Genomic DNA, 16,688 nt, shown 5'->3' with positions numbered 1-16,688 from the left:
CACCCCTGCTATGAGAAACATCTTTCTGTGCTTATGCTTCGCCTGGATGGGGTTGGGTGTACACTCCCAAAACTCGCCCTATTTTGGTTTTTTTCAATACAATCGCCCGCAAATCAACCCAGCGGCCCTGCACGATATGGTGTACGATTACGGCAGCTTGATCAGTGCCAATGGGAATGTGCGCACCCCTTTTCTGGACCAGCGATTGCCCGATTACGAGGGGGTGCATTTTGGGTCTTTTCAATTCAATTTCAATACCCGTGGGTTTGGGTGCAAGCAAAAATACAATTGCCAAGGCGTCTTTTTTCCCTTTGGCCTGGATGCCCAAAGTGACAATCGAGGGCTGAATCTGGAAAACAGCCGGGTTTCTCTCCGCGCTCAGGTCGTGCTCAAAACCAGCGATGACCAGTGGCTTTCGCTTGGTTTTAATGTGACCCATTCCAACTTGGCGCTCAAGCGCAGTGTCGATGGTTTTTTATTTGAAAACTTGAATGATACAGCGCTACTCAACCGCAATTTGAGCAGCAACTACCTGGGGGCAGGCACTTTTTTCCATACCCCTTTTTACTACATCGGCCTTTCTACGCCGGAGTTATTGCAATTTGCCAACAAATCGGATCGGCAAGCACTCAACAATGCCTTTATTAATCGTACCATTCACTTACTACTGGGAGGCAGAATAGGCCGAAGCAACCTCAACGATCCTTTTTACGTCGAAATTGATTCCTGGTTGCGGTTTGTGCCTGCCATTGAGTTCAAACAAGGCAAAAATTGGGTGGATCAGGCCGATGCATCTTTGATTGCCCGAGCCAATTTTCGGCCTTCGTACAACTGGAAGATGTTTGCCGGAACTGGTGGCGGTAGCAATCTCCGAGCGCAGGGTGAAGTGGGTTTGGAATACTATTCAGACCAAGGTACGGTTTATCGCCTGTCGTTTTTAATGGATGCAGGCTTGAACCGAGGGCGCACAGTACCCAATTTAGAGTTGAACCTTTCGCTGGGTTTTCCATAACATCAACCCAGTACCCATCGTCAAGATGATTAAAAAAAGATACATCCACTGCTTGTTCTGGACAAACTCAACTCGATGCGGCCAGCCATGTCCCACAATCATGTGCCAATGATGCGGCAAAGGGGACAAAGTCAGTTCCGCCCCTAAATTGTAGCGCCGCCGCAATTCTTCCGCAGCATCCAGGTACCGCAATTTTGCTGCTTGCAAAGCCAGCGCCTGATCCTTCCCTTGCCTCAATTGGGCATAATATTCCGAAATGATCACATAAGAAGCCATATCTGGCAATCGCCAGGTGGATTGCAAAACACTGCTGGCACCCGCACTCAAAAATGCCCGACGGAGGCTGTTCATGTCTTCCGAATACAAAATGTAGCGACTCAATCCAGCGTAGCAGGTACTCAGCACAATGTCTTTTTGTTGCAGTTTCAACTTTTTCACTTCGCCTACGGTCAATGAGTCCCAGGCCGTACCTTTTGCAGCTAAGATCATTTGATTGTGGTTGCTGTTGTATTTACTGAGGACTCCGTGGGTGGAAAAGTGTAGGTGTGCGTAGTCCGGGAGTTGTTGTAGCCATTTGGCTTTTTGCGCCTTCTGGCCCAATAACCCCAGGCCACCCGTGAGGCGGCACACTTGCTGGAGTTCTTGTTGGTTGAATTGCAAAAGGGGCAAAGCCGAAGGGTGATTTTTAAAATCAGGTGCCAGCCCAAGCCAGCGTTGTTTGCGAGGGGCATATTTGGTCCCCTGTTGTAAAAAGGCCAAACCTGGAGCGTACCAAATGGCATACTGGCGCAACAAAAAAGGCAGTTGCGCCGCATCTGGCTGTGTACAAAGGGATTCAAAGGTTACCAAATTCAACGGGCCATCCGGGATGATCAGCAGGTGGCTGGTGTGGATTCTTTTTTCCAGAGGCTCCACAAAATATTGATACAACCAGGAAGAATAGTAAGCAAAGCGCTCGGCATAATCAATTTGTTGGGGATCGAGTTGGTTAAGATCAAAAATGTGCTGGCTGAGCCCTACCGTGTCCGAAACAGCTTGAATATGGCAAGATTTGCTACTCAAGACTGCGGCAAAGATGCTGTCTCGCGCTTGAAAATAGCGGAGAATGGTATAGGCAGGCTGCAAGTTTTGCAGGATTTCTTGCACCTGAGCCGCGTTTATCTCGGGCCTTTTTTGGGGCAGGAGCTGACGTTGGAGCAATTTGTTTTTACCTTTTTCAATCCAGTTTAGTACCGGGTAAAATTGCCCCAACTGCAAAGCACACCAGGCCGCGTTGCTAAAGATATGGGCATAGTCCTCGCGGAGCATCGCTTCGTCTTGTTCCAGAAATTGTTCCTTTTTGATCCAATTTTCCAGCGTTTGTGCAGCTGCTTGGAAGTGCACAAGTGCAATGGAAAACTCCTGCTTAACAATGGCCAATTCTCCACGACAAGCATGGAGCTCAAGTGCAGATTGAAACCCCTCAGGCTTGCTGTTTTGCGCCCTATCCAAAGCGAGTTCAGCAGGCTCAATCTGTTGCATTTTCAGCGCCACATCTGCCAGGGCGAGCTGGGCAATAAACGGTAGTTGCCCCCGACCGATGACCCAGGTGCCGGGTTCGGGGCGCATTTGCAAACAACGGTTGAAAGCTCTTTCGGCCAAGTGCCATTGCTTCAAGTCCTGATGGCATACGCCAATATGGTACCACAACTGGGCCACTTGTTCTGGGGTTATGGCTTGTTTTTGCAACAGTTGCTGGAATGCCCGCAAGGCTTGATTGGGATACCTAGGTAGCAATGCTCGCGCCTGCACATAGCCCAGGCGAAACTGGTGAAGAGAAGCAATTTGGGGCAGATAGGAAAGTTGGGTAAAATAGGCCACGGAGTCGGGATTGGCATCCATTCGCCCGTAATATACCCAGGCTAAACCTTCACAAGCAAAGAGATGTTGGCTCAGCGCTTGACGACGTACATTCCGATCAGGTGCCGTGCGCTGCCAGACAGCATTGAACACCTGATGAGCCCTTTCGTACTGCAAATGCTCCAGTGCAGCAAAGCCTTTGGACAGGTCAAAATTCAATTCGGGGCTTAGGTCTGGTGTCTGCGACCAGGATTTTACAGTCTGAAAAACAATAAGTAACGATAGTGCAAAGCGCATAAGAGTCCTTGAATTACCATGCGAAATTAATCCGTGAAAAACTTTGTGTTGAGAATTTTTCCAAAAATTCCCCCTGTCTCAGGTGCATCTCCTATCTTTCCAGCTCAAGATAAGTACACCATGTTTCTCGAACCACATTTTAAAGGCAATCGCGGTGGATGGATTGAAGTCATTTGCGGCTCCATGTTTTCTGGAAAAACGGAGGAATTGATCCGGCGTTTGCGTCGCGCCAAAATTGCCAATCAAAAAGTAGAAATTTTTAAACCCAAAGTAGATACCCGCTACGATGAAACCAAGGTGGTGTCGCACGATGCCAATTCCATTCATTCTACGCCCATTGAGCATTCAGATCAATTGTTGGCGCTTTCTGAGCGCGTGAGTGTGGTAGGGATTGATGAAGCGCAGTTTTTTGACATGGACCTCCCCCGCAATTGTGAAAAACTGGCCATGCGCGGCATTCGGGTGATTGTGGCGGGTTTGGACATGGATTTCCGGGGAATGCCCTTTGGCCCGGTGCCGGATTTGCTGGCCATTGCAGAATACATCACCAAAGTGCATGCCATTTGCCCACATTGTGGAAATTTGGCTACCCACTCCTATCGCTTGTCAGAAGAAGAGGCGACAGTGGTGTTGGGTGAAAAAAATGTGTATGAGCCGAGATGCCGGACTTGTTATCATTTGGGAAAGGTGATTTAAAACACCAACTTCCGCTCCTTTACCAATCCCAACTTCTTCCCTCTCATCCGAAACCAATACACTCCCTTCGGCAGTCGATTGGTCTTATAAGAAAACGTAAAAGTGTAAATCCCCGAACTGTACAACTTGTTCGTCATCAGCACATCTACCTGATCGCCAGCGTCATTAAAAACGGCCAGCGTCAAGGAATCATTTTCCGGCAAGGTAAATTCCCAATCCGCTTCAATCATCATCATCGGGCGTTTGGCCATTTGAGGCCCGGGGGCGGCTTTGGCGTATTCAGAGCGGTACCAGGGCACGGGGCGACCAGTCAGTTGTGCCAGGAATTCAATGAGTTTTTTCGATTTTTCGGGTTGATTGCGGTCCCAAACTGCGGAGAGGTCGGCATTGTCACTTACGCTCCAGATGGCTTGTTGGGTCATGGGATTTTTGTCCAAAAAATTGCGGTACAGGTAGGTGGCTACTTGGCTGAGTTTTTCATTGTTTTGGTTGACCAGTTGAAAAACGGAACCCGCACCTGGCCCACCACGGTACATTTCGCAGCAATAGCCCACCAGTTTGAAGCTGCGCTTTTGATTGGCGGCCAAAACGTATTCTTCATTGTCCACCACAAGAAGATCCTGCAAAGCGGTATCCTGCGATTGAAACACCATGCCCGGCCCCAGTACGATGCGCAACGCACGTTTGCCAACATTGGTGACCGTGGCCTGCAAACATTCACCACCATGGCCGACCAAACCTTCGGCTTGCAATGTGACTAAACCTTCTGAAAGTGCTTGGGGCAGACTTTTACTTTGTGCAGTGATGAAAAAAGGACTGATCAGGAGGAGAAAAATGAAGGGTTGGCGCAGCATGTCTTATTTTTTTCCTGAAACGTCCGTGAAAATCGCTTTATTTTATCCCCAAATTGATTCCAACACATAAACATAAAACCATGCTTAAATCTGCTCTACCCTTTTTACCCGAGTACTTCGATCGCTACATCAACCAAACCGATGATGTGGCTTTACTCACCATGTTGGAGCGCGCTCAGGAAGAATTACAAAACTTTGCCTGGGATAAACTGGAAGCACTAGGCGATCGGGTATACGCTCCGGGGAAATGGACGGGTAGCGACATCCTCCAACACCTCATCGATACCGAACGCATTTTGACCTACCGGGCGCTGTGTATCTCTCGTGGAGAATTGGCCAATCTACCCAGTTTTGAAGAAGACGATTACGCCGCGCATGCGCAAGGGAATCAACGCAGTCTGGAAGACTTAAAAGCCGAGTTTTTGGCTTTACGCACTGCTACACTTTATCTTTTCCGTAGTTTTAGTGATTCCATGTTGTTGAGGATTGGGACTGCCAGTGGGAAATCCATGTCCACATTGGCGCTGGGCTTTATTGTGGCCGGTCATCAGCGGCATCATTTCCGGATTTTGGAGGAAAGATATTGGCCGATACTGTAGTCACAATTTTCACCTCGTGAGTGAGCAAGCGGTGCACTGGACACTTGTCGGCGATCTCCAGCAAGCGTTGCGTTTGCTCCTCACTCAAATTGCCAAAAAATTGAATCTCGCGTTGGATATGGGTGATTTGGGTTCCACTTAGTTTTTCAACTTGCAGCGATAAGTTCAAGTCGATTTTTTCCAGATCCCAGGCTTTACGATCGGCATACATGCGCACAGTTGCTGCTGTGCAGGTGGCCAGGCCCGCCAGGATGAATTCGTATGGGTCGGGCCCAAGGTTGCTGCCACCAGATGAAGGTGGCTCATCGCCGATCAGTTGATGATCATCGGTTTGTAGGGTGGTTTTATAGGTGTCTCGGCCAATGCTGGCGTGGAGGATAGTGGGCTTTGACATAAATGTTAAATGCTAGATTTGTTTACAATTTAAAAGATAGCAATCAGTATGGTGGGTGTTTCCCGATGGGGATCAATAAGCGACGGAGGTTTACTACGTTTTCTCTAGCTGCATTTTTTATTTTAAATTTATGGGTAATAACTCCACAACGCAAATATGTCCACCCAGTTTTTCAGCGCAACAATTTAACTTCGCCCTTAAACTGTTTTCGCGCTCCATCGGGGAATTCAATTTCTAACTCATACAAAAAAATACCCGCTGCACAGCGTTGGCCGCGAAAAGTGCCATCCCAACCCTGGCTGGGATCATTGAGGGCAAGGTCTTTTTTTTCAAAAACAAGGTTGCCCCAACGATCTTTGATGTGCCATTGCACAATCTGGCCACCATCCCGACCTTGTACATAAAACTGATCGTTGAGTTGGTCGCCATTGGGACTGAAGGCATTGGGGATGTAAACTTTACGTACAGGTATTACTTCCACAAAAGCACTGTCAAGGGCAATACAACCCTGTGCATCGCGCAGTTGTAAATACACTGTTCCCGAGCTACGTGCACTTAGCGCGGGGCTGGTACAATTTTTACAACTCAATTCAAGCCCTTCCGAAGCTGACCAATTTGCCGTAAACGGGCCTTTACGGGTGCCAGCATACGTCAGCGAAACCTGATCACCAGATTCGAGGCGATCTGGAGATTGGATGTTTGTTTGTAATGCCGCTGGACGCTCACCAATTTCGATAGTGTCCACATAATCCAGGCAAGGTGTTTTGGCCAACAGGGAATATCGACCATTACGGGTAGTCACCAGGGTTTTTCCCGTGCTGCCGTCGCTCCATTGGTAACTAAGGGCTTCGAAGGGGGCTTCAATGTAGGCCGTATCCCCATTGCAGGAAAAGCGGAGTTTGCTATTCAGTTTTAAAGACTTGGGTTCAACTACATTAAAAAAAGCGGAATCACGCGCCTGGATGCTCAACAAATTGTCCGAAATCAAGGGCTCCCCGTACAAGGCGGGCAGAAACTGCAAGGCGGCTTGGGCACTGTATTTGCCGGGAGGCAAGTCGTCCACCCAAGCCCTGAGGCGGATCGTATTGCTCTCCAGAATCAGATTCATGTTGATGAGTCGAAAAACACTAGTCCCCACTCCACCAATGACGGTACTCAGGTTGGCTGAGTTTTTTTCAATGGCTTTAATGGTTACACCTGCGGGGAAGGAATCCCTGAAAACCAAATCCTGCCAATTGGCCCCGGTGGCGTTAAAAAAGGTGTACTCAATGGTGATTTCAGAGCAAGGCAAAACTTGAGTTGGCGTGATTTTCATCCCAAAATCCAGAGAATAAGGACAAGAACATCCATCACTTTCCCGACCCGGAAAACCTTTGCCAAGTTCCTGCATTTTTCCCGAATGGCGGTTGACTAAAAAATGCTGCTCGCCTCCAGACTCGCGACTGGAATTGCCATAGGCATAAAGATTTCCTGCTTTGTCAAAATAAAGTGCGGATAAATACTCCGAAGTGCTGGGATGGTTAAAGGTACTTACCAAACTCCCGCCTAAATTGGCCAGCCGTTTGTTTTTAGAGTCATAAGTGTAGATGACGCCAAGAGTAGGATGTGTTGCCAGATCATTAAGCCGCACAGGAAGCTCACTGATCAGTACCTGACTTGAGGCCAGGTAGGGTGCTCGTCGGATATTGATGTCATAAATGATTTTGTCAGTTTGGGTGATTGGATCACGGCCAATCACCGTTAAGCTCCGACCAAGTGCACCTACCTGCCCTGCATAATATTGAAGTTTGGTATTGAGATTGGCGGGGACACCCAACGCCGTGATTTGCCCATTTGCATCGATACGCAACAATTCGTAGGAATCAAAATCCAGTGCATAGAGGAATTGATCAACAACATTGTAACCCAAGCAGCTAATTTTTCGCTGAGGTTCACTAAGGGGGATAAGTGTTGATATTATTTTCCCTGTAAGTACGTCCGGCACCAGTCTTTCAAGCTGACTTCCCGTGCTGGTAAAGTTTACGAGATAAAAAGAACCGTCACACGGTATCTTATTTTGCCCTTCCAACAACAATGGCAGGAACAGAAAAATACCGATAAAAAATCTTGCCGCCGAAACACTTATTTTTGCTGACATGGCGGAATGCTTTGGTTATGGATTCCATTCAAACAATTGCAAAGGCTCATTGTTGCGGGCTACAAGTAATACCTCTTTTCCTTTAATCTTGATGACCTGAAAATCGCGTACTTCTCCCTCCAGGCGAAAACCCGATTGCCGGGTTGGAATAGATTGAAAACCTCCCTTTCCATCCCCTTTCAAAAAGAGTCCGTAGCTGGAATCAAATCTACCAATTTCTGGTTTCACACCGTATAAATTACCACCAAGAATGACATCCGGCTTTTGGTCTCCATCAAAATCCCTAATCAAAATACCGAAATTAGGGGAAAGTTGAGCCTCCACAGGCAATGGCTTCAGGCTGAATTTGCCTTTTCCTTCATTGATTAGGACACAGGTACGCATTTCTTTTGCTTCATACTTTATGGTATTTTGCAATTGCATGGGTGAAAAAATGTCTTCGACCTTTTGTTCTGCAAAGTCTTTGTATTTGAGGTATCGCTTTTTGAGTTGAGGGATTTGTCCAACCAAATCGTGTCGCAGCAACAAAGGGTAGGAGTCTTTTCCGGTGAAGACACTCAAAATTTGCTCGACAGTGCCATTCTGGTCAAAATCGTTGACCTGTAAAACCAGCGGATGTTTGGCATCGCCCCGAAAACGGGAGTTCAAACCATGATTGCCCACCACATAATCCAGATCACCATCTCCGTCTAAATCAGCAGACTCAATGCAATTCCACCAGCCTTCAGTACTTGACAATCCCGTATTGGCAGTAATATCGGTGAAACTACCACGGTCGTTGCGCAATATTTTTATTGGCATCCATTCGCCTACAATGATCAAGTCAGGATCCTTGTCTCCATCAAAATCACTCCAATGGGCATCTTTAATCATGCCCATTTTTTCCAACATCGGCGCCACTTGTACATTGACATCTCGAAAATTTCCTTTGCCATCATTGTTGAGAATGTAGCCGTTCATCGGCACACCGTAAACCATTGGGGCCAAACGAGCACCCACAAACAAATCGAGATCGCCATCACCATCGTAATCTGCTGCGTCAACACAGGAGGTTGGCTCAAAGCGGAAGGTAGGCAAGATTTGAGGCGATTTACTGAAGGATCCACTGCCATTATTGATGTACAAACGATCGATCAAGGCCGTAGAGCTGGAGGAAAACTCGTTACCCCCACTACATACATATAAGTCTTGGTCTCCATCACGATCCGCGTCAAAAAACAGGGCTTCCTGGTCTTCACAGGCTGCATCAGCTTTAAATAAATCCTCATTGGTAGATGCAAAAGATCCGTCCGGTTTTTGAACAAACAATTTTCCCGCCTGGTCTTTAGCCCCTCCGACATAAAAATCTTCGCGGCCATCTCCGTTGGCATCCCCTTTGGCAATTTTGGGACCTTCCGTAGAGAGCATCAGGTACAATAAACGATCGCGGTCAAAGTCAATGAAATTGTTTTCGATGTGGCGATAGTTTAAACCATTGAGAACATTGATTTCCCGGAACAATTTGGACCCAGGAACAGGTTTGGCGGGTGTATTAAGGGGTGCTTCGGCTTGTTTGAGTTTTAGAGTTTGGTCAGCTTTGACCTGGGTCAGCAGGGTGCGTTTGCCGTTCGGCCAATCGACGAGGATGGTATCTATAGTATTTGTTTTTCCTAGTCCAAAATTCGGACGAGGATCCATCGTGGACTCAAAGCCTCGCATGGGCATTTGCTCCAGGAATTGGAGCTTACCAGCATATTTTATGGTAATTCTTGTACCTAGGGCGTAGGTGTTTTTTCCTTCGCCACTCAATTCAAATTTGATATAATGCCGATCTGGGTGAATTTTTTCCGCATTGTTTCGGTAAATGAAAGCGTTCATGTTGACGTTGTTGGTCACCAAATCCAGGTCGCCGTCATTGTCCAAATCTCCATAAGCGGAGCCATTGGAATGGCTGGGTTTAGCCAATCCCCAAGCTTCAGCCTTGTTTTCAAATTTTAAATCGCCTTTATTTTGGAAGGCATAACTGGGAATAGGTTCTACAGGAATAGAGTCCACCAAGGCTTTAAAATTCACTCCGCGTCGGGAAATAATGGACCTTTTGGTTTGCTCATCAGCAATAAAGGAAACGTAGTCCTGATCGGTCAAATCCTGATAGATCCCATTTGCCACAAAAATATCTTTAAGCCCGTCGTTATCCATGTCCATAAACAATGCACCCCAGCTCCAATCGGTTGCTTCTACACCTGCCAATCGGCCAATATCACTGAAGGTGCCATCGCCATTGTTGAGCTGCAGCATATTGCGAGTGAATTGGTGCCAATAGCCATTTTCTAAATTCGAGCGATAATGATCCCAGTTGTCGAAGGTCGTTTTGGTTTTGAGTCTTCGATCAGTTCCAGGAAGCATATCCGTCACAAAAATATCGGGGAATGCGTCATTGTTAATGTCCGCCATATCTGCCCCCATAGAAGCTGCACTGATCGAACGCATGGATTGTTCGAGCACTTCACTGAACCCACCTTTTTGGTTATTGATGTAGAGGTAATCGCGTTCAAAAAAGTCGTTGGATACATAAATATCTTGCCAACCATCCTGATTCACATCTCCCACTGTTACCCCCAAACCAAAGCCAATGATACTGCCATAAATACCAGCCTGCTCGCTGATGTCGACAAATTTCTCTTCATCGTTTCGAAAGAATTTGTGCCCACCCAACGGATCGCGGGTATTGCGTACCTGCTTGCGCAAGTTGAAACTGCCAATGGCTTGAAAGGAATTGTTCAATAAGTATAAGTCGAGGTCACCATCCTTATCGTAATCAAAAAAAGCAGCGTGAGTGGAATAACCAGGATCCGCAACTCCGTATGTTTTGGCCATTTCTTTAAAAGTGCCATCCTTTTGGTTGATAAAGAGTTCGTTCTCCCGGTTGTCTCCTTTGACGTCTCCAGAATTGCATACATAGATGTCCAACCAACCGTCACCATTGACGTCAGCCATACTCACACCAGTTGACCAGGCCTTGCGGCCACTTACTCCAGCTTTTTGGGTAATGTCCTCAAACTGCCAATTGCCTTTGTTGAGGTAGAGACGATCCTCCTCCATATTGGCAGTGAAATAGATGTCAATCAGGCCATCATTGTTGATGTCACCCAGTGCTACCCCTCCTCCGTTGTAAAAATTGCGGTAGGTATAAATGTTGAAATCGTTGTCAAAATGCAGCTGATTGACAAAATCTATACCCGTTACGGTTCCAGGCATTTCAGAAAACAAGGTATCAGTTTTGACTTCTGAGGCCTGTTGCAATTCTTTTTTACACGCGCTCACCCCCAAAAAAAGGATGCAGCCCAAAAGGATCATTTGCTTCATGTTATCGCGCGGTTTGCGAGGTCATTTTTGGTCTGGCCGGAACGTTTTCAATTTCTTTTGAGTCCATGGGATTGGTCAGGTCGGTAAAGTTTGCTTTAACGAACTGATCGTCTTTTGCTCCAAGCACAATTTGCCGATTTCCGTCAATTTTTACGTAGATCACCCCACGTTTTTCATCTTCCATTTTGATAAAACCTTTGCCATACCAACGTTCAAAGATGGAAACCATTTTGGGGAGCAACTTATCTGCCCAAAGATGTTTGTTCCAGGGAGACCAACTAGTGTAATGAAACTCTACAGGCATTTCCCCAATCTTGTTTTCTTTAAAATTGGGGTAAAAATTCATGACGATTTGTGGGTTTTCGCCCTTAATAAAACATTGTACTCGTCGCCCATCACCATTGTTGGTTAAAATGTGTTGGCGATTCAAGGTTAGACAACGGGCAAAAAAATCCTCGCTGGGCATACCTAAATAAATCCCAAAAAACAAACTATCCTGGCGCACGCCACTAGCCAATTCCCGGCGGCGCATCTTGTCGTATTCGGATTGGCAGCTGCTCATGATCAACAGTGATCCTGCTACCATCAAACTCCAAAGCATCAATCCACGCTTTTTCATAACTACATTTTTTATAACTTAATACACAAAAGTTTCTACCCAATCATCATTTTTGGCCACGATCAAAATTTTTCGCTGGCCTGATTTAACTACCTCTACATCCCGCACTGCGCCCTTGAGCAAAAGTCCAGATTGTTTGGAGTTCAAGGGTGTGAATTTTCCTTTACCCAAACCTTTCAGCACCAAACCATAACTTCCAGCATTGATGCCAAGTTCAGGTTTAGCTTGAAAAAAATTGCCAGCCAGCAAAATATCCACTATCCCATCCCGATCCAAGTCATCGGCCATCAAGCCATAAGTGGATGAAATCTGCGCTTCAGCGGGTAGCGGCAACAAGCTAAAAGTTCCTTTGCCGTTATTGATGGCTACGGATGTTTGGGTCGTGTACACATCCCATTTTACTGCCCTGGATATTGCCTCGGCCGGGAAAATGTCACTAATGGTTTGCCCTTGGTACTGGGTATGTTTCAGGTATTTTTTGCGCAGCGAAGGGATTTGTTTAACAACATCAGGTAATAAAGCAAAAGGATAGGCCTTTTCTCCCTCAAAGATGGTAATGAACTGCTCAATGGCACCATTGCCATCAAAATCGTTTACATACATACTTAAAGGGTGTGTTGCATTTGCTTTAAGTCGGGTATTGCTGCCTAAATTGCCCAATAACAAATCCAGATCACCATCACCATCTACATCTGCAGGTTCGATACATGTCCAGAACCCATTGCTTTGGGCCAATCCCAGTTCTTTGGTCATTTCTTTCAATTGCCCCTGCTTGTTTTGAAAAACCCGCACGGGCATCCAGGTACCGGACACAACCAGGTCGGGATCCCGATCAGCATCGATATCCACCCAACGCCCATCGGTAAACATGCCTGAGTTGAGGAGTTGAGGGGCGATTTGGGCAGTAGCATCACTAAAATTGCCCCGGCCATCATTTCGCAGCACATACCCATTTACGGGAGCTCCGTATTCAAAGGGGCGTATTCGTACACCTACGAACAAATCCAGGTCTCCATCAGCGTCCACGTCGGCGGCATCTACACAGGAAGTGCTTTCAAACTGGAAGGTGGGCAAAATCTGGTTGGACTTGGTGAAATTGCCTCGTCCGTCGTTGAAATACAAGCGGTCAATCAGAGAACTGGAACTGTTGGGGAATTCGTAACCGCCACTACAGACGTACAAGTCCTGGTCGCGATCCCCATCGGCATCAAAAAAAAGCGCGTCCATATCTTCACAACTCTTGTCGGCCTCCAGCGCAGCCTGGGCACTGCGGCGGAATTTCCCACCGGCTTGTTGTACAAAAACTGCCCCGGCCTGATCCTTTGCCCCGCCAACAAAGAGGTCTTCCAAACCATCGCCATTGACATCCCCTTTGGCCATACGCGGTCCTTCATAGGACATCATTTGGTAAATGAGCCGATCGCGGTCGAAGTCGGAAAATTCATTTTCCTGATGTTTAAAACTCAAGGCATCCGCCACTTTGGAAATAAAAGGCTGATAATGAGGCTCGGCGAGAGGAAATTGATCTAATTGAGCATCTGCCTGATTGAATTTTAGGCGTTGATTCGTTCTTACCTGCGTTTGTAAAGTATATCGCCCATTGGGCCAAGCTATGACCAGAGTATCTACACTACTCCAGGCTCCCAGGCCAAAATTTAGTCGATAATCCACTGAAGACTGGAAGCCCCGCATAGGGAAAAGTTCTTGAAATAAGGTTTGGCCTTGATGGCGAATGCTTACTTGTGCACCAATCGCGAAGGAGTTTTTGCTTTCACCCGCTAGTTCCAGGTTAAGGAAATTGGCTTTTTGCTTGCGTTGCACTTCAGCATTATTGCGAAAAATGGACGCGGGTTGGTTGATGTTGTTGACCACTAAATCCAGGTCTCCATCATTGTCTAGGTCTCCATAGGCTGATCCATTGGAAAAGCTGGGTTCACCCAATCCCCATTCAGCCGCTTTGTTCTTAAAGATAAAACTGCCCTGATTGGCAAAAGCGTAGTTGGGCACTGGTTCCGACGGCATAGCATCTACCATTTTGGTAATGACACCTTTCTTTTTTTTCATAAGGTCCTGGACATTGGCCGGGTCGGAATAAAAGTTGATGTAGTCCTGATCGGTCAAATCACGGAGAAGGCCATTGGCTACAAATATGTCTTTTTGACCGTCATTGTCTAGGTCGGTCATGAGGGCACCCCAACTCCAATCGGTGGCAAAAACCCCGGCCATACGCCCAATTTCACTAAAAGTTCCGTCGCCGTTGTTGCGCTGTAGGACATTTCTGGTGAATTGACGGTGGTATCCATTCAGAACATTGCGTTGGTATTTGTTCCAGTCTTCAAAGTTGGTTTTGGTCTTCATGCGTGCTTCCGTTTCAGGAAGCATATCGGTCACGAAGATTTCAGGGTGACCATCGTTGTTGACATCAGCCATATCGGCTCCCATAGAGCTGAAACTCAACTCCTGAATCCAACTTTCCAGTTCCTCTTTAAAAGTGCCGTTCTTTTGGTTGAGGTAAAGGTAATCCCGCTCAAAAAAATCGTTGGATACGTAAATATCCGGCCAACCGTCGCGGTTTACATCACCAATGGTTACGCCCAGGCCAAAACCAATACTACTGCCATAAATACCTGCCTCGGCACTTATGTCAACAAACTTGTTGTTGTCGTTGCGGTAAAATTTATTGCCGCCTTTTTTGTCCCGCACATTGCGTTGGCCTTTTACGAGGTCATACCCCCCTACCGATTTCATGGAGTTGTTGAGCAAATAACAGTCCAGGTCACCATCGCGGTCGTAGTCGAAAAAAGCGGCATGGGAAGAAAGGCCTATATCGGCCAGGTTGTACTCAGCCGCTTTTTCGGTAAAAGTCAGGTCGCCATTGTTGATGAAGAGTTCGTTGTAGCGGCGATTGCCTCCAGGTTTGCCCGATTTACAAACGTAAATATCCAACCATCCATCCCCATTTACATCAGCCATGGCTACACCGGAAGACCATACGTTATTGGTACTGAGCCCGGCTTTGCGGGTGATGTCTTCAAACTGGAAGTTGCCCTTGTTCAGGTAGAGGCGGTTGCTTTCAAAATTAGCACAAAAAAACACGTCAATCAGGCCATCATTGTTGACGTCTCCCATCCCTACTCCTCCCCCATTGAAAAAATTGCGAAAGGTGTATGGATTGTATTCCTCGGTATACTGGATTTGATTGATGAAGTCGATGCCAGTGACACTGGCTGGCATGGTCGAAAAAAGGGTCTTGGCCGGGATTGAACTGGAATCTCCGGCAGATTGATTACACCCACTGGCCATGAGCAATATTATGGCAGTTGTTGTGATGGCTATCTGTTTCATACTGGAAGGCAAAGTTGGGAATTTTTTTTGGAAATGGGGAGAAAATAGGGTGTGTGTTTGTGGGTGGGTGTGCGTGTGTTGGGGCAACCCTGTGTGACTGCCCCGTCCCGAAGACAAAGAGGGGTTTTAAAAAGGCAAATTTGGGGTGGTCAGGAAGTGGGGAAAGTGACTTGATTGGGGGGAGGCGGGGTAGTAGTTTTGTAAAAGAAATCGAACAGAAAGGGAAAATTTTCAACCCACTTTTCGCTTTCCAGGTGAGCTACTTTTCGCTTTCAATCATTAACCAATTTAATATTTAAGCTTATGAAAACTATCTTCTTTTCCTTAGCAATCATGCTGCTTAGCAGTATCAATGCTTTTTGTGGTGTGTCCTTGAATGTCTTAAAAGCAGACAAAGAGGAAACCATTCTCAAATCCATCGTAATCAAAACCGACGAATCAAACATTGCTGACCTCCAAAAGATGGCAGCGGATTTTGATGAGGCGCACCAGGTTAAAGAATGCGAAATATCTCTTACTGCCACTGTAAAAATGGGCTTCGTTGAAGTGGAAATTTCGGTTACAGTATCTGGTTCCACTTGTACCGAGGCAACCAATCTGGCCATCCAAGGCTTGACTGATGCGAAAAAAGCTGTTCTGGCAGCGTTTTATTAAGCAGACTTTCACGAATTAGCCCTTGCTGTTCTGCCAGGCAAATCCATCAATTCGTTTCATTTTGTTCATTTAACCTTCACTGCTTGAGCGGAGGGTAGCTCACTATTTTCATCACTTCAACCAAATTTATCAATCATGAAAGCACTTTTCGTTTTAGGAATCCTTGTTATGCTGCATTTGGAAGGCCATAGTCAAAATCAAGGCCGGATTTTATATACCTCTGTAATTGATTATTCCAAAGATGGAAAACAAGGCAATACTCAGGATAAAGCGTCAATCGAGTACCAATCAACACTTTTTCTCAATGGTTTACAATCCTTGTTTATTCTGAGCCAAAGCCCGGAAGGTTCAACTTTGAAAGATCGGCCAGATGGGGGATTTGAAATTTCGATTTCCGATAAATATGGATTCAGCTACTTCAAGGATGTTCAGTCAAAAATGCTAGTCTCCCGTGAATTCATCCTCAACAAACCTTTCATTCTCCAGGAAGGCATCGAAGACATCAATTGGGCGATTGGTAATGAGCAGAAAAAAATAGGGGATTTACTCTGCCAAAAAGCAACCTGTTTTTATAAAGGTAGAAACTTTATTGCCTGGTTTTCGAAAGAGATCCCGGTTAGTGCAGGTCCATGGAAACTTTGGGGGCTCCCGGGTTTAATTGTCGAAGCTTACGATGAACAAGAGGTTGTAAAATTCAGCGCTAAATCGATCAATTTTCCTTTTGCGCTATCCGAACCAGTCGCTCCACCAACTCAAGGTGATAAAATCAGTAGAGTAGAATTTGAAAAATTATGGACCAAAAAAGCTGCTCAGTTGAAACAGTTTTTGTCCTCTTCAATCCCAGCAGGCAATACTGAAGTTGGTGTAACCCTCCAGAGAATTGAAAAAGCTGAATAA

12 protein-coding genes are annotated in these 16,688 nt (G+C 46.4%); 5 read left to right on the top strand and 7 right to left on the bottom strand.

What is annotated here, in order from left to right; translation table 11 throughout:
• The first annotated feature begins 10 nt into the window (after window positions 1-10).
• On the top strand, window positions 11-1,012 hold the full coding sequence (locus SFV55_RS26635) for a type IX secretion system membrane protein PorP/SprF (RefSeq protein WP_320032630.1): 1,002 nt from the start codon (window positions 11-13) through the stop codon (window positions 1,010-1,012).
• Here the strand turns inward: SFV55_RS26635 and SFV55_RS26630 are convergent.
• On the bottom strand, window positions 980-3,148 hold the full coding sequence (locus SFV55_RS26630) for a CHAT domain-containing protein (RefSeq protein WP_320032629.1): 2,169 nt from the start codon (window positions 3,146-3,148) through the stop codon (window positions 980-982). The two genes, SFV55_RS26635 and SFV55_RS26630, sit on opposite strands and share 33 nt — an antisense overlap.
• A 120-nt stretch (window positions 3,149-3,268) precedes the next feature.
• Here SFV55_RS26630 and SFV55_RS26625 point away from each other — a divergent pair, with 120 nt between their 5' ends.
• Window positions 3,269-3,844, top strand: coding sequence for a thymidine kinase (locus SFV55_RS26625; RefSeq protein WP_320032628.1), 576 nt, complete (start codon window positions 3,269-3,271; stop codon window positions 3,842-3,844).
• On the opposite strand, the gene SFV55_RS26620 is transcribed toward SFV55_RS26625, so the two are convergent.
• Window positions 3,841-4,698 carry a thioester domain-containing protein gene (locus tag SFV55_RS26620; RefSeq protein WP_320032627.1) on the bottom strand — a complete coding sequence of 286 codons (858 nt, stop codon included), beginning with the start codon at window positions 4,696-4,698 and terminating at the stop codon, window positions 3,841-3,843. The genes SFV55_RS26625 and SFV55_RS26620 overlap by 4 nt on opposite strands.
• Window positions 4,699-4,778: 80 nt before the next feature.
• Here SFV55_RS26620 and SFV55_RS26615 point away from each other — a divergent pair, with 80 nt between their 5' ends.
• Window positions 4,779-5,297, top strand: a complete 519-nt coding sequence (locus tag SFV55_RS26615; protein ID WP_320032626.1) for a DinB family protein — start codon at window positions 4,779-4,781, stop codon at window positions 5,295-5,297.
• Here SFV55_RS26615 and SFV55_RS26610 read toward each other — a convergent pair.
• The 5 genes from SFV55_RS26610 to SFV55_RS26590 all read right to left on the bottom strand — a co-directional run bounded on the left by SFV55_RS26610 (window position 5,230) and on the right by SFV55_RS26590 (window position 15,137).
• Window positions 5,230-5,691: an OsmC family protein gene (locus SFV55_RS26610; RefSeq protein WP_320032625.1), complete on the bottom strand. Its 462-nt coding sequence runs from the start codon at window positions 5,689-5,691 to the stop codon at window positions 5,230-5,232. The two genes, SFV55_RS26615 and SFV55_RS26610, sit on opposite strands and share 68 nt — an antisense overlap.
• Before the next feature lie 172 nt (window positions 5,692-5,863).
• A complete protein-coding gene (locus SFV55_RS26605; RefSeq protein ID WP_320032624.1) occupies window positions 5,864-7,600 on the bottom strand; it encodes a gliding motility-associated C-terminal domain-containing protein in 1,737 nt (578 codons plus the stop codon).
• 243 nt (window positions 7,601-7,843) lie between these two features.
• Window positions 7,844-11,173 (bottom strand): CRTAC1 family protein, encoded by a 3,330-nt coding sequence (locus SFV55_RS26600; protein ID WP_320032623.1) that lies wholly within the window; start codon window positions 11,171-11,173, stop codon window positions 7,844-7,846.
• 1 nt (window position 11,174) lies between these two features.
• Window positions 11,175-11,792 (bottom strand): hypothetical protein, encoded by a 618-nt coding sequence (locus SFV55_RS26595; RefSeq protein ID WP_320032622.1) that lies wholly within the window; start codon window positions 11,790-11,792, stop codon window positions 11,175-11,177.
• Between the two features lie 18 nt (window positions 11,793-11,810).
• Window positions 11,811-15,137: a VCBS repeat-containing protein gene (locus tag SFV55_RS26590; protein WP_320032621.1), complete on the bottom strand. Its 3,327-nt coding sequence runs from the start codon at window positions 15,135-15,137 to the stop codon at window positions 11,811-11,813.
• A gap of 303 nt (window positions 15,138-15,440) precedes the next feature.
• Between SFV55_RS26590 and SFV55_RS26585 the strand changes: the two genes are divergently transcribed.
• Together SFV55_RS26585 and SFV55_RS26580 are read left to right on the top strand one after the other, a co-directional pair.
• Window positions 15,441-15,791: a hypothetical protein gene (locus SFV55_RS26585; protein ID WP_320032620.1), complete on the top strand. Its 351-nt coding sequence runs from the start codon at window positions 15,441-15,443 to the stop codon at window positions 15,789-15,791.
• A gap of 135 nt (window positions 15,792-15,926) precedes the next feature.
• Entirely contained in the window at window positions 15,927-16,688 is a 762-nt protein-coding gene (locus SFV55_RS26580; RefSeq protein ID WP_320032619.1) for a GLPGLI family protein, read from the top strand.

The sequence above is a fragment of the Haliscomenobacter sp. genome (genome assembly GCF_033763495.1).
Taxonomy (GTDB): Bacteria; Bacteroidota; Bacteroidia; order Chitinophagales; family Saprospiraceae; genus Haliscomenobacter.
The sequence above is the reverse complement of the archived record's forward strand: the minus strand, read 5'-3'. Positions and strand labels throughout refer to the sequence as shown.

What these genes read in the sequence shown, in the direction of transcription:
- SFV55_RS26585 (WP_320032620.1), top strand. Translation starts at nt 15,441, where the DNA reads ATGAAAACTATCTTCTTTTCCTTAGCAATCATGCTGCTTAGCAGTATC.
- SFV55_RS26580 (WP_320032619.1), top strand. Translation starts at nt 15,927, where the DNA reads ATGAAAGCACTTTTCGTTTTAGGAATCCTTGTTATGCTGCATTTGGAA.
- SFV55_RS26610 (WP_320032625.1), bottom strand. Translation starts at nt 5,691, where the DNA reads ATGTCAAAGCCCACTATCCTCCACGCCAGCATTGGCCGAGACACCTAT.
- SFV55_RS26630 (WP_320032629.1), bottom strand. Translation starts at nt 3,148, where the DNA reads ATGCGCTTTGCACTATCGTTACTTATTGTTTTTCAGACTGTAAAATCC.
- SFV55_RS26595 (WP_320032622.1), bottom strand. Translation starts at nt 11,792, where the DNA reads ATGAAAAAGCGTGGATTGATGCTTTGGAGTTTGATGGTAGCAGGATCA.
- SFV55_RS26600 (WP_320032623.1), bottom strand. Translation starts at nt 11,173, where the DNA reads ATGAAGCAAATGATCCTTTTGGGCTGCATCCTTTTTTTGGGGGTGAGC.
- SFV55_RS26620 (WP_320032627.1), bottom strand. Translation starts at nt 4,698, where the DNA reads ATGCTGCGCCAACCCTTCATTTTTCTCCTCCTGATCAGTCCTTTTTTC.
- SFV55_RS26590 (WP_320032621.1), bottom strand. Translation starts at nt 15,137, where the DNA reads ATGAAACAGATAGCCATCACAACAACTGCCATAATATTGCTCATGGCC.
- SFV55_RS26635 (WP_320032630.1), top strand. Translation starts at nt 11, where the DNA reads ATGAGAAACATCTTTCTGTGCTTATGCTTCGCCTGGATGGGGTTGGGT.
- SFV55_RS26625 (WP_320032628.1), top strand. Translation starts at nt 3,269, where the DNA reads ATGTTTCTCGAACCACATTTTAAAGGCAATCGCGGTGGATGGATTGAA.
- SFV55_RS26615 (WP_320032626.1), top strand. Translation starts at nt 4,779, where the DNA reads ATGCTTAAATCTGCTCTACCCTTTTTACCCGAGTACTTCGATCGCTAC.